The sequence below is a fragment of the Paenibacillus sp. ICGEB2008 genome (genome assembly GCF_000307675.1).
Lineage (GTDB): Bacteria > Bacillota > Bacilli > Paenibacillales > Paenibacillaceae > Paenibacillus > Paenibacillus polymyxa.
The window spans coordinates 118,217-131,361 of record NZ_AMQU01000004.1 but is presented as its reverse complement, the minus strand read 5'-3'; the positions used below and the strand labels follow the sequence as shown (position 1 = coordinate 131,361).

The window sequence follows — 13,145 nt, the reverse complement described above, 5'->3', positions numbered from 1 at the left end:
ATCTTAAACCGAGAGTTTATAAAGGATATTTTACATGATCCTCAACCATACAGTCAAACGTTATGCTTTTGATGAACACAAACGAGCTATTTATATAGTTAGAAAATATGACATGAAAGATTTAAAGGCTTATTTTTTTAACATAATAAAAAAAAATCTTGTCAACTTTCATGTATTCTGCTTATAATGACAATAAGAATTTCACGAAATGTAAAGAAACCTAACATTCGAGGGAGTGGTCTTCATGAGAAAAAAGTGGTTAGTTGTATTATTGGCCATGCTGACGGTTCTGGCTTTTCCTGTAGGTGCGTTCGCTGCTGACGGGCCCACAAATATCCAACTTCAAGCTGGACTAAACACGGCCTTTACGTTCTTGGCATTTATACTTGTATTTTTCATGCAAGCGGGATTTGCATTACTGGAGGCAGGCTCGACACGAATGAAGAACGCGGGTCATGTCGCTGGTAAAACGATTCTCACGACGGGTGTTGCGGCTTTGTCCTTCTGGGCTCTCGGATTTGGCTTCGGCTTCGGCAATGATGGTGGTAACGGATTTATGGGGCTGACGGGTTTCTTCATGAGCGGGACAGATGCTGCTGCATCGTTTGATACTCTTTCAGGTTTGGATGTTCCAATTACGATTATGTTTTTGTTTCACTTTGCTTTTGCTGCGGTATCTCTTTCGATCGCATGCGGGGGGATGGCAGAGCGTGCAAAATTAAGTGTATACATTATTTTCGGTATTTTGTTCTCCATCGTGATCTATCCAGTTGTAGCTCACTGGGTATGGGGCGGTGGCTGGCTTGGCAAGTTGGGAATGCAGGATTACGCTGGTTCAACAGTAGTCCATCTGACAGGTGCTACGGCAGCACTCGTCGCTACGCTGCTGCTCAAACCGCGTCTGGGCAAGTTTAATAAAGATGGCAAGCCGAACATTATCCCTGGTCATAATCAGGTGTACTCTATCTTGGGTGTTATTATTCTCTGGTTTGGCTGGTTTGGATTTAACCCAGGTAGTGCTGTTTCTGCGATGAATGACGGATTCTTTGGATATGTAGCCCTGACTACAAATATTGCTGCGGCGGCAGGCGGAGTTTTCGCATTGCTCGTATCTTGGATGGTATACGGAAAAGCAGATATTCCAGCTATGCTAAACGGTGTACTGGCAGCCTTGGTTGCCATCACAGGTTCTTGTGCCTTTGTAGCACCTTGGGCGGCATTGGTCATTGGCGCAGTTGCAGGGATCGTCACATTCTTCACAGCGCAATGGTTTGAGCGTGCGAGAGTAGATGACCCGGTATATGCTTTCTCCGTACATGGCGTTGCAGGGATGTGGGGCGCGGTATCCACAGGGTTTTTCGCTACTCCTGAGCTTGTAAAAATAACAGGTGTAGGTCAAGCGGGCCTGTTCTATGGTGGTGGTTTTACGCAATTAGGAGTACAGTTGCTTGGGCTAATTGGTACTTTGGCATTCGTATTCGTCATTTCCTTCATTATTCTGGGTGCGATGAAAGCAATTATGGGGATTCGCGTTACGGAAGAGGAAGAAACGATGGGACTTGATATCAGTGAACACGGTACGTACGGCTATCCAGAGCAAATGAAGTTAGTTACCGAAGCTGAAAAGCGTTCTGGAATTGTCAGCTAATATGTAAAATATAAAGAGCCAGTATGGGTGAGCGGAGGAGATGGAAGTATGGAACTGCAAAATATGGCCCCTTGGGTGAGTTCCGCCGAAGCGATTGATCATGCAGACACACCTGAGTCCTTAAGGCAGGCCAGGATCGATTCTCAGAAATGGCTGCTGGCTTCCCAAGCCTCCGCTCCGTTATCAGACTGGTTACGAACGGCGAATGAAATGCATGACCGCATCGCGGCCAGAGCTGTACAAATGTGCGAAAAAGGGATGGTTGAGGATGGCTTTGGGCCTCCTCCCGTCCCTTACGCATTTATAGCCTTCGGAAGCATGGGGCGCTCGGAATCGACGCTGTGGAGTGACCAGGATAACGGTATGATTATCAGTGACCTTGTGTCTGCTGACAAAGAATTGTATTTCAGCGAGTTTGGTCGCAGAGTGTCTGCGATGCTAGAGTATTTGGGATATCCCAAATGCGAGGGGAAAGTGATGTGTTCAGAGCCATTGTGGCGCCATACATTGTCTGGATGGCAAGAACAGCTATCCAAATGGTCGGAAGATTTTGCTTGGGAGCCGATTCGTTATCTTATTATCTCGTCTGATATGAGACATATCGCAGGCGATCAGCAATTGTCTGCAGAATGGAAGCGAAGTTTTTATAAGTTGTTCCGAAAACATCCCGATTTACCTTCAGCCGTACTTAGGAACACGGTAAGGCATAAAGCGACACTTAATATTTTAGGTCAGATCGTTACCGAGCGATTCGGTGAGCATGCAGGTGATTTTGATGTGAAATATGGGTTATACATTCCGTTGGTGAACGCCGTCCGTTTTTTGGCATTGCAACATGGTGTAGAGGAAACTTCTACCTTGAAAAGGCTCAGGCGTCTCGCATCACTTGAAGCGGCACCGTTGCCTTTACTTGATGCTTGCGAGCGAGCTTTTCGGAATGCACTTCAGCTTCGAATGGCTACTCCGGTAAAGGAGAAGGGTGGATTGCTTCTCAGTAATGGCTATTTGGCCGTCAAGCCGCTGAAGCAAGGGAAAGGCTGGCATGAGCTGCGCGAGGCTCTTTCGACAGTACGACGGCTGCATCGTGCGTTGCAAAGGCAGCTGCGATTTATGGAAGGGAGAAGGTCATGAAGGAACCAGCGCAGGGAGGTGGCTTCTGGAGTGCTCTCCGCAGAGGAGGGGTACCGTCGGCAATCGCATCTGTAATGGGGGCTCCTACGGCTCAGCAGATGGCGTTTATTCGGTCCTTAACACGGGAACAACGGCGTTCTGAAGTATTGCGTACCCCGCTGGAGCGTTTGGAGACGGTAGTTTTTGATCTGGAGACAACGGGATTTTCGGCACAGCATGGAGATGAGATTTTATCGTTCGGAGCGATTCGGGTAGTCGGGGATGTGATTATGGAAAAAGAGCAGTTTTATACGCTTGTTAATCCGCGGACTGAAATTCCTAAACACATCACTGAGCTTACTGGGATTACCCGGGAAATGACGGATGAAGCTCCGCCGCTTATGAATGGACTACATGACTTTATGTCCTTTGTAGGTGGACGGGTGCTTGTAGCGCATGCTAGCGCTCATGATAAGGCCTTTTTAAATGCTGCGCTATGGAAAACATCTAAAGTTCAGTTAACTCACCGTGTACTAGACACAATGATGCTCGCCAAATGGCTGGAGCCACAGCAACACCAAACCTATAGTTGGATGAATTGTTGGCCTATCAATCCATTCCGATTGAAGGGCGGCATCATGCGTTAGAGGATGCGAAGATGACCGCTAAGCTATGGGTGGCGTATGTTCAGGAAATGCTGAAGCGTAATGTGACCAATTTGGCAGATATCTACGCGCATTTAAGCCATGCCTGATCAGTACAAGGCATAACATCTGACCTCACATAATAACAGCAAGTTCGCGATTTTCGTGGGTTTGCTGTTTTTTTGTGTCCTGTTCAGATTGTAGAAGGTTAGAGGTGGGAGTAGTATGGGCATCCTATGGGGAAGGATAAAGGTCATTTAGATGAAAGGTAGGTGATAAGACTTTGAAAAGATTTCTTTTCATCAGAGCAATAATGGTATTGGTTATGGTCGGGGCTTCATGGGGAATTATTGCAAACACAGTCAATGCAGCAAGCCTTCCCGTGAGAAATGCACGGTTGGAAGAAAAATACAAGGGTGAAAAAGAGCTTGAAATTGAGAAGAATGTAGGGACTGAATCAGATGCGGCAGGGGTAATGAAAAGAATCAAACTTGGGCAACAGCTTCCTTCTATGATTTTAAAGGGATTAAACGGCAAGTCCTACGATGTAGGGGCTCCGCGAAATAAAGCGATGATCATTAGCTTTTGGGCTTCGTGGTGCGATCCGTGCCGATTAGAAGCGCCTATGCTGAATGAATTGTATAGTAAATACAAACATGCTGTAGATGTGTATGGCATCAATGTAACCCGCTATGATCGATTAGAGGATGTGCAGAAGTTTTCCCGTTCTTTGGCCCTCCGATTCCCCATTTTACTGGATGAACAAGGAGCATTTTTTGAACAATTTGGAGGAGCGGCTTTTCCAACTCATGTAATGATTGACCATCATGGACAGGTACGAGAAATCATAATCGGCATGCTCAGTGAACGGGAATTGGAGGGTAAAATAGAAGCTCTTCAAAAAATAAAGTGACTTTAGGGGCCGATTAGACCGCCAAAGTCACTCTATTAGCTCATGCTTGTATTTGATTAGTGGTTAACTAAACCGTGATGAGTAAGCTCTGTTTGTTCATTTTTTGGAGTTGGCGCTTCCAGCAATGCGTAACGGAAGCTGTCCAAGAGAGCTTCCCAGCTCGCTTCAATAACATTTTCAGATACACCTACGTTACTCCAGACGTCCTCGTAATTTTTGGACTCAATGAGCACGCGTACCTTGGCGGCAGTGGCGTCTTTTTCGTCAAGCACACGCACCTTATAGTCAGCCAAATGCATGTCCCGCAAGGCTGGGAAATATTGAGAAAGAGCCTTGCGGAGTGCGTTATCAAGTGCATTGACAGGACCATTCCCTTCAGCTGCGGTATAGACACTTGTCCCTGCAACATTCAGTTTTAAGAAGGCCTCGGAGACGACCGATCGGCCCGCTGTTTTTTCCACTAGCACTTTAAAGGATTCAAATGAGAACATTTCCTTTACTTCACCGCCAGCTTCACGAATAAGCAATTCCAGCGAAGCATCCGCGCCTTCAAACTGATATCCCTGATGCTCAAGCTCCTTGATACGACTAATGACGCCACGTGCCTCATCACTGGACGGATCAAGGGTGATGCCCAGTTCTTGCGCCTTGGACACAACGTTGCTTTGTCCGGCCAATTCGGAGACCAAGACCCGCTGCTTGTTCCCCACCAGTTCGGGAGCGATGTGCTCATAGGTTCGTGAGTCGCGCAGAATAGCTGACACATGAATGCCCCCCTTATGGGCAAAAGCAGCATTGCCAACATAAGGCTGGTTTACAGGCAGATTGACGTTGGCGACTTCGCTCACAAAGCGAGCTGTATTGTGGAGTTGTTTTAGCTTCTCGGGATCTAGACAGTCGTAGCCCAGTTTGAGCTGCAAGTTCGGAATGACGGAGCAGAGGTTGGCGTTACCACATCGTTCACCGTAGCCGTTGATGGTGCCTTGGACCTGCCTTGCACCTGCTTGAACAGCACTTAGTGAGTTGGCTACTGCCAATTCGCAGTCATTGTGTGTATGAATGCCCAACTGTGACTTCGTTACCTGGCTTTGCAGCGTAGTAACAATTTCCTGTATTTCATGTGGCAGGGTACCGCCGTTGGTATCACACATCACGAGCCAATCCGCGCCTGCTTCCTCAGCTTTTTTCATAACGGCGAGTGCATACTCGGGGTTGTTTTTATATCCGTCAAAAAAATGCTCGGCATCAAAAATAACCTCCATGCCCCCTTGCTTTAAAAAGGCGATGGAGTCGTAAATCATAGACAGATTTTCCTCCAATGTTGTCTGTAAAGCAGTGTGTACATGAAAATCCCATGATTTACCGACTAGAGTAGCGGCCTGAGCGCCGGATTCCAGAATCCGTTGCAGATTGACATCTTGCGCTGCGATGCTATCTTTGCGGCGCGTGCTGCCGAAGGCGACAATTTTTGCCTGAAGCCCCAGCTCTTGTACCCGTTTGAAAAATTCGATATCCTTGCTGTTGCTCCCGGGAATCCCGCCTTCAATATAGTGAACACCGAGATCATCGAGTTTTTTGGCGATTTTCAATTTGTCATCAGCAGACAAGCTAATTCCTTCTCCTTGAGTGCCGTCTCGCAGCGTTGTGTCAAAGATAGAAATAGCGGTGGACATGAGGGACTCCTCCTTCGCGGATTGCTCAGATTGGTGATGCTCTGCTTTTTTAAGCACATTAATTTAGTTGTTTAACGCTTAAAAACAGGAAAGCGTTAGTTTGTCGTGTTCGTATGATAGTCGATTATAACAACTAATGACTTCAAATGTAATATATAATTATCTTTTTTGAACACAAAACCTATATTTTTTATGTAAAATAGGAATAGCATTCAAGGGTAACCCAAGTATAAAATCAAAGGACATATTCCTGATCTAACGAGTGAATTACAGTTAAAAAGAAGGGTTGAGCATGAAAGATGTCAGTGCTTATTATCCGGTTGGTGGACGAGTTATTCTGCATGTGGATATGAACGCATTTTATTGTTCCGTTCATGCAGCGGAGGAGCCGGAAAAATATAAAGGATTGCCTACCGCAGTGGCAGGCAGCAGTGAGCTGCGCAAGGGTGTAATTGTAACCTGCTCTTATGAAGCACGACGATTGGGCATTTCAACAGGGATGGTTGTTCAGCAGGCTCGCCGGATTTGTCCGCAGCTCATCGTAATACAGCCTGATTTTCATTTATACCGTCGTTATTCCAAAGCATTTATGAGTATTGCTTACTCGTATACGCCTATGCTGGAAGCAACTTCAATTGATGAATGTTATCTAGATATTTCCGGTTCCAAGCAGTTTGGAACACCTTTGGATATTGCCGAGGAAATCCAGCGTAGAGTAGAAGAAGAGCTAGGCTTGCCTTGTTCAATTGGGGTAGCGCCCAACAAACTACTGGCCAAAATGGCCTCTGATCTGAAAAAGCCACGCGGGATATCTGTTCTACGTTTGCGTGATGTACCCAACATTTTGTGGAACCTTCCATGTGGGCAGTTGTTTGGTGTGGGCCGAAAAACGGCAGACAAGCTTCTACAAATGAACATTCGTACCATTGGGCAACTGGCTAAGGCAGATGAACACATGCTGGTTAGCATATTTGGTGTAACGGGTTCTTGGTTAAAATTGGCGGCAAACGGAATTAATCATTCTCCAGTCAGCACTGAGCGGGAGCCAAACAAATCCATCGGGCACACCACCACCTTGCCTATGGATGTAGTAAAGCTCGAAGAAGCCCAAAGGGTACTGCTTAACATTAGTGATCAGGTAGCCCGGCGGCTTCGACGGCACGGTATGCTGGCAGGAGGTATTCAACTGACGATTCGGACCCCAGATATGAAGACCTTTACGCGTTCTCAAGTCAGGAGTACGCCTACGGAAAGTGCAGAAGACATATATAAGGAAGCTTGTGCATTGTATCGTCGCCATTGGGGAGAGGATAAGCCGGTGCGTTTGTTGGGGATTACGCTGCAACAGCTCATCCCTAAGGAGGAAGCGGCTGTTCAATTAGATCTATTTGAATACCAGGACCAGCCTAAAAAAGAAAGTTTACTGAAAACGATGGATGCGCTGCGCGATAAGTTTGGTGAAAATGCGATTTTGACTGCGGGGATGCTGGGAGATGATCCTTCGGTACTTCTTCGTAATTCCAAGTTGCGCGGAACTTCGCTGCAAAAAGACAATCTACCCACTCCAGAGTGAACTTCGGGGAGGGTTATTGTTGTATCAGTAACACACGCTATAAGCGTTTTTTGCATGAAGGATAAAGGAAAATAATTTGTAATAATATTGGGTTTGTATTAATATGTGAATAGAATGCAAAAGCTGGTTTGTTCGATTGTATAGGAGGAAGAGAAAAGTTATGGCTAAATACACTTGGGTAGAAAAAGATACATGCATTGCTTGCGGAGCCTGCGGCGCTACAGCACCAGACATCTATGATTATGATGATGAAGGTTTGGCTGAAGTGATCTTTGAAGGGGATGCAAACCAAGGCATCAAGGCGATCTCGGAAGACCTGTTTGATGATATGCAGGATGCTTGTGACGGTTGCCCTACAGATTCCATCAAAGTTGCAGACGAACCTTTTAATAAAGAAGGTTAAGTGTAAGTTTTTTGGACAGGCATAGCACCGCCAGTACCCTTCGCCGTATAACGGTGAAAGTATGCTGGCGGTGCTGTTTTTTTATGTGCTGTCCATCAGACCTATTGTGACCGATATACATAATAGTAAGCAAGATTACACGATCAGGAGGATCCGATGGACCATTCGCCTCATCTTAAATCGTATGTAAAAAAGCACCCTGATAATAAAATGGCCTGGTATTTACTCGGTAAAGAGTATGAAAGCAGCGGCCAGGAGGGCAAAGCAAATTATTGCTTCAATCGTGCAGGGGAAGTGTTCGAAGCCTTTGAGCATAAACAGATTCCGGCAGACGTATGGATGGAATATCAGGATAAACTGGTTCAGATGTCCAAGGAGAAGGAGCGGAGAACCGCTCGAACACGCCACCTTCTAACTGCGTTAATGGTACTTCTGCTCATCTGGGTCCCTTCAGCCAATTCACCGAGCACTTTACCTGAGAGCGCATCCGTTCCATCCGGAACTGAGGACGCAGCGATTGATCATGCCGAAGTTGCAAAAGTGGCTACTGCAGATCCAAAGGAGAGGACGCAGAACGGTGAGACTTATGTTGGTGGTGTGTTTACGGCTCAAGCCAGGCAAGGAAGTGGGGCTGGAACAGCGCTTACGGATATGTTGGCAAAGACGAGTCAAATGCCGTCCAAGACCACGGTGCTGGGCATGGAGCAGAGCGGGGCGTGGCTGATCTGGAGAGAAGGCATGAAGCCGTTACTTAGTGTACAGAACAAGGGAAACGGCGGATTAGCTGTTCAGTCTTACGACGCCGCTGCATGTGCTTGCAAGCCGTCGGACAGTGAGAAACTCCGCATAACAGGTCTAAAATGGGCTGCCGGACAGGAAGAGCTGGCTGTGCTGAATAGCGCCATGCGTGCTTATCGCTCGCAGCATCAACGTCTTCCCCAGAGTCTTGAGGAACTGACCCGAGATTTTCCCAATAACACGATGTACGGTACGACAGACGGGATGACGAAGGCTTTTACACCTATGCGCAATTTACTTGCTTCTCCAGCACAGGGAACAGGGAAGGCAGGAGATCAGAACGCTGGCTCAGCGGCTGAAAGCAGTCTACTGCTGGCATCGTCATTGCACGGACGGCCTTTTCTGGGGCAACCGCTACGAATTGTGGTAGACAAATCCAAACACAGGCTAGCATTGGTGAGCGGCAATATACTTATTCGCAATTATCCCATCGGTTTGGGCGGAGAAAGAACACCGGAAGGGAAATTTGTGATTACCGATAAAGTCGTAAATCCGAACGGCAAATCCAACGGTGAGTTTGGTAGCCGTGGTATGCAACTGTCTGCAACGAATTATGCTATCCATGGTACGAACGAGCCAGACAGTATCGGCAAAAATGAGTCACTGGGTTGTGTCCGCATGGGGAAGGAAGACGTGGAGGAATTGTTTGCATTCGTACCTTCAGGTACGGAGGTGGTCATTGGTAACGGGGGACTGCCTGATCAAGTGCTTGTACCTGGTTCCCGATTTACGAGTGAGCCGCAGCACGACCAGACGAATCCCCGCAAAACCTATCAATGGCTAAATTAACGTTGTGGTGCCGCTGCTACTTGTTGATTAACGATTTCCTGCTTGTGCTAAAACAATGACCAGAACAATCACAATGATGAGTAGAACAAAGCTGATGGCGGTCCATACGATCGCTTTCTTGTTCACCTCATCCTTTTTCTTTTGCAGACTGGGCGGTTTACGCTTGGTCTTCATATCAGCATCCCTCTTTTCTTGCGGGCTAAGATCCTGTCTTACTATGTCCATTGTAAATGGTTTGATTATACATTTTCAATGACATCTCCATGACAACTGAATTGTTCTGATGTTGGACCTCGCAAATTACTTTCTTTTTGGTATGGAAAAAGCTAAACTATTTTGTAGAGATGTTTTTTTAGGATTGTGCAAGGGCATAGAACGGAGTGGATGAATCGTGTTGTATCGAAGGATCGCGAAACCTGTTTTTTTCAAAATGAGTCCAGAGAGGGCCCATCATGTAGTCATTGACGGCTTAAAACATGCTGGCTCACTTCCTGGTGGTGCGGCGACGTTGCGAGGGATGTATGGAGTCAAGGAAACGGAAGATCTTGCCGTTGACCTGTTTGACATTCATTTTCCCAACCCGATTGGACTGGCTGCGGGACTGGATAAAAATGCTGAAGCGGTTGCCGGTTTTTCTTCCATCGGTTTTGGTTTTATGGAAGTAGGCACGGTGACACCTGTCGGACAGCCCGGCAATGATCAGCCCCGTTTGTTTCGACTGCCTCCCGATGAGGCATTAGTCAATCGGATGGGCTTTAACAATCTGGGTGCTGAGAGCATGGCCCAACGTTTGGCTACCCTTAAACATCGACCTGTACCGGTTGCTGTTAATATCGGCAAAAATAAAGTCACGCCAAATGAGGATGCTCATAAGGACTATGAGAAGTGTATTTCCGCACTGTATCCGTATGCGGACTTCTTTGTAGTGAACATTAGTTCACCCAATACTCCGGATTTACGAAAACTCCAGCATGGCAGTGAACTGAAGTCATTACTGGAAGCGGTTCGGGCAGAGATGGGAGTTCAGGCGACAAAGTATGGTAAAGCCAAGTCTGTACTGGTCAAAATTGCGCCGGATGTATCGGACGAGGAATTGGAATATATGACAGATGCGATTGCAGCTAGCGGAGTGGACGGCATTATTGCAACGAACACGACGATATCCAGAACTGGTCTGACGCATCGGAATGCAAGTGAAACCGGAGGATTGAGTGGTAAGCCGCTACGTGACCGTTCCACAGAGGTCATTGGACGGGTGTACCGCCAGACGGAAGGGAAGCTGCCTATTATTGGATCAGGCGGTATTTTTACCAGTCGTGATGCCTATGACAAAATTAAAGCAGGCGCTAGCCTGATTGAAATTTATACAGCATTGATCTATGAGGGGCCGGAAGTAAACCGGGCTATACATGCCGGTCTGCGTGAGCTGCTTCGAAAGGACGGCTTTAGACATATTACCGAGGCTGTTGGTGCAGCTCACAGATAAAAAAGTGTTGTCGGAAGAGACAGGAGGTACGGGGATGGACGGAAGAGACTGGGGAACATTTTTGCTGCCATACGATCAGGCGGTGGAAGAGCTTAAGGTCAAGTTCAAAACAATGCGTGCGGAGCTGAAAAAGCGCGAGGAATACGCTCCTATCGAATTCGTAACTGGACGGGTTAAAAAAATATCCAGCATCCTCGATAAGGCGAAGAGATTACAGGTTCCACCTGATCAGCTGGAGACGGGGATCGAGGATATCGCCGGCATTCGCATTATGTGTCAATTCGTAGAGGATATCCGGCGGGTAGCCGAATATATTCGAAGACGTAAGGATTTGACGGTATTGTATGAAAAGGACTATATCACCAATTATAAAGATAGCGGCTATCGCAGCTTTCATATGATTGTGGAGTACCCGGTTCAGACAGCAGTGGGGTTAAAGATCGTACTAGCCGAAATTCAAATCCGTACGTTGGCTATGAATTTTTGGGCAACCATAGAGCATTCTCTAAGCTATAAGTATCGTGAGAGCTTACCGGATGATATGCGAGCCCGGCTGAAAAAAGCGGCTGAGGCAGCCTTTGTGCTGGATAATGAAATGTCTTCCATCCGCCTTGAAATATTGGAAGCACAGAAGAAGTTTGAGGATGAAGCCAATATCGTATCCAAAGTCCTAACAGGCATGCATCGTCTGTATTTCTACCATAAAATTAGTGAAACGATTGAGGCGCAGCGCAGATTTAATGAACTGTGGGAGCGGCACGACATGGAAGGAATCAAGCAGCTGCATGATGAGGTCAAGGAGATGCTGGAAGCTTCAACTAAGGAAGAAGACAGGGATGAGTTTTAAATGGTGAACCCTTCCTATGAACCGTTGTACGTGACTTATTTAGTATACTTCAATCGGGATCGGGATTACTTTGAATGTCATGAGGTACTGGAAGAGCTGTGGCTTAAGCTGGACCGAGACCCTGTATATAAAGGTTTGCTGCAAATTGCTGTAGGACTGTATCATTTTCGCAATGGTAACTATCGTGGTGGATACATGATGCTGGACAGTGCGGTACATAGGCTGGAACATGCTTCTTCGCACGCGCTGGGCATTAATATGGCGAAGCTGGTAGACGAGGCGCGCGCTTGCGCCCGGCAGCTTGCTGAAGCTGTTATGGAAGGTTCGGAAGAGCTTCATCGTCAACCGCCGATTTATCGGGACTTGACGATTGAAATTGTCGAGCCCGGGCTGCGTCGGGCCGTGGAGAAGGCATCATTGTCCGTTCCGGTCAACAACCCTCAGCAGAGAGGTCCTCGGCGTGGGGAAAAGCATGAACAGCGTCAGCAGGCGCTGGAAGCTTCGATTAGGCGAAGACAGGCCGCTGGCAGCTTACGCTCAGCCCAGATGGAAACGAAGGATGCGCCTTGATGTTGTAGCGTATAATAAACGAGCAGCCCGATCCGTTTTATAGGGATCGGGCTGCTTTATCATTGTCAGACGTGAGGAGATTTATCTAAGAGGTCACGTTCTTTTTATATTTCTCAAAGAAGGCTTTGAAATCGTCTAGTGTGTATCCGTTGTCTGAAGGACTTTCCTTCAACCCACCTACCATACGTTCCTTTTCCACGCCTTTTTCGTAATAAACAAGCGTGGGAGTATACTCAATCTTGTACTTGTCCCAGCCAGCCTCATACTCACGTAGGTTAAATTCGTGCATCGTGATATTCTCCTGCTTGCTCAAAGGCATGAGCTTGGGAGTAGTGGCACGGCAGTGAACACAGTCGGAAGCGAAATGATAGACGAAAAAGCTTTCCTTTTTGTCAATTTTACTTTGTAAATCTTCTGGCTTAATAATTTGCTGATAGTTCGGATCATTTAGCAGTTCCTGGGTAGCAGGATTTAACGAGGCTGTGGAAACGCCGTACAGCTTGTTTTTAGTGCCCGAGTTTAAAGCGAGCAGCACTCCAAGCAAAATGACAAGCACAACAAAAAAGCCAATGACAGGGATAAGCTTTTTTTTTGTTGGATTTTTGTGCGTTCAATGGAATCTCTCCTATCAAAATCTAAAATATGTAACTATGAATCTCATTATTATACAACATTACAGCTTGTAGTGAAA

Annotated in this window: 12 protein-coding genes and 1 pseudogene; 10 read left to right on the top strand and 3 right to left on the bottom strand. The window is 46.8% G+C overall.

Features of this window, described 5'->3' with window-relative positions:
• Nucleotides 1-244: 244 nt before the first annotated feature.
• The 4 genes and pseudogenes from C400_RS0102120 (at nt 245) to C400_RS0102105 (ending at nt 4,315) form a co-directional block, all read left to right on the top strand.
• Complete coding sequence (locus C400_RS0102120; protein ID WP_017425837.1) at nt 245-1,648, top strand: ammonium transporter; 1,404 nt, start codon at nt 245-247, stop codon at nt 1,646-1,648.
• 48 nt (nt 1,649-1,696) lie between these two features.
• Nucleotides 1,697-2,779 carry a DUF294 nucleotidyltransferase-like domain-containing protein gene (locus C400_RS0102115; RefSeq protein ID WP_017425836.1) on the top strand — a complete coding sequence of 361 codons (1,083 nt, stop codon included), beginning with the start codon at nt 1,697-1,699 and terminating at the stop codon, nt 2,777-2,779.
• A pseudogene (locus C400_RS0102110) lies at nt 2,776-3,512 on the top strand (exonuclease domain-containing protein). Before C400_RS0102115 ends, C400_RS0102110 begins: the two are co-directional and overlap by 4 nt.
• 203 nt (nt 3,513-3,715) lie before the next feature.
• Nucleotides 3,716-4,315 (top strand): TlpA family protein disulfide reductase, encoded by a 600-nt coding sequence (locus C400_RS0102105; protein ID WP_232795299.1) that lies wholly within the window; start codon nt 3,716-3,718, stop codon nt 4,313-4,315.
• Nucleotides 4,316-4,371: 56 nt separating this feature from the next.
• On the opposite strand, the gene cimA is transcribed toward C400_RS0102105, so the two are convergent.
• Nucleotides 4,372-5,988 (bottom strand): citramalate synthase, encoded by a 1,617-nt coding sequence (gene cimA, locus C400_RS0102100; protein WP_016819740.1) that lies wholly within the window; start codon nt 5,986-5,988, stop codon nt 4,372-4,374.
• A 292-nt stretch (nt 5,989-6,280) separates the two neighbouring features.
• Between cimA and C400_RS0102095 the strand changes: the two genes are divergently transcribed.
• From C400_RS0102095 to C400_RS0102085, 3 genes are all read left to right on the top strand, one after another.
• On the top strand, nt 6,281-7,561 hold the full coding sequence (locus C400_RS0102095; protein WP_016819741.1) for a DNA polymerase IV: 1,281 nt from the start codon (nt 6,281-6,283) through the stop codon (nt 7,559-7,561).
• 160 nt (nt 7,562-7,721) lie between these two features.
• Nucleotides 7,722-7,964 carry a ferredoxin gene (locus C400_RS0102090; RefSeq protein WP_013309730.1) on the top strand — a complete coding sequence of 81 codons (243 nt, stop codon included), beginning with the start codon at nt 7,722-7,724 and terminating at the stop codon, nt 7,962-7,964.
• 156 nt (nt 7,965-8,120) lie between these two features.
• Nucleotides 8,121-9,551, top strand: a complete 1,431-nt coding sequence (locus C400_RS0102085; protein WP_017425833.1) for a L,D-transpeptidase — start codon at nt 8,121-8,123, stop codon at nt 9,549-9,551.
• A 27-nt stretch (nt 9,552-9,578) separates the two neighbouring features.
• Here C400_RS0102085 and C400_RS27285 read toward each other — a convergent pair whose 3' ends face one another.
• Entirely contained in the window at nt 9,579-9,776 is a 198-nt protein-coding gene (locus C400_RS27285) for a hypothetical protein (protein WP_162472768.1), read from the bottom strand.
• Nucleotides 9,777-9,942: 166 nt separating this feature from the next.
• Between C400_RS27285 and C400_RS0102075 the strand changes: the two genes are divergently transcribed.
• From C400_RS0102075 to C400_RS0102065, 3 genes are read left to right on the top strand one after another with little or no spacing between them, the layout of a single operon-like run.
• Nucleotides 9,943-11,037: a quinone-dependent dihydroorotate dehydrogenase gene (locus C400_RS0102075; RefSeq protein ID WP_016819744.1), complete on the top strand. Its 1,095-nt coding sequence runs from the start codon at nt 9,943-9,945 to the stop codon at nt 11,035-11,037.
• A 34-nt stretch (nt 11,038-11,071) separates the two neighbouring features.
• Nucleotides 11,072-11,884 (top strand): GTP pyrophosphokinase, encoded by an 813-nt coding sequence (locus C400_RS0102070; protein ID WP_016819745.1) that lies wholly within the window; start codon nt 11,072-11,074, stop codon nt 11,882-11,884.
• A complete protein-coding gene (locus C400_RS0102065) occupies nt 11,885-12,454 on the top strand; it encodes a DUF309 domain-containing protein (RefSeq protein WP_017425832.1) in 570 nt (189 codons plus the stop codon).
• A gap of 85 nt (nt 12,455-12,539) precedes the next feature.
• Here C400_RS0102065 and C400_RS0102060 read toward each other — a convergent pair whose 3' ends face one another.
• Nucleotides 12,540-13,010, bottom strand: a complete 471-nt coding sequence (locus C400_RS0102060; RefSeq protein ID WP_017425831.1) for a thioredoxin family protein — start codon at nt 13,008-13,010, stop codon at nt 12,540-12,542.
• Nucleotides 13,011-13,145: the final 135 nt, after the last annotated feature.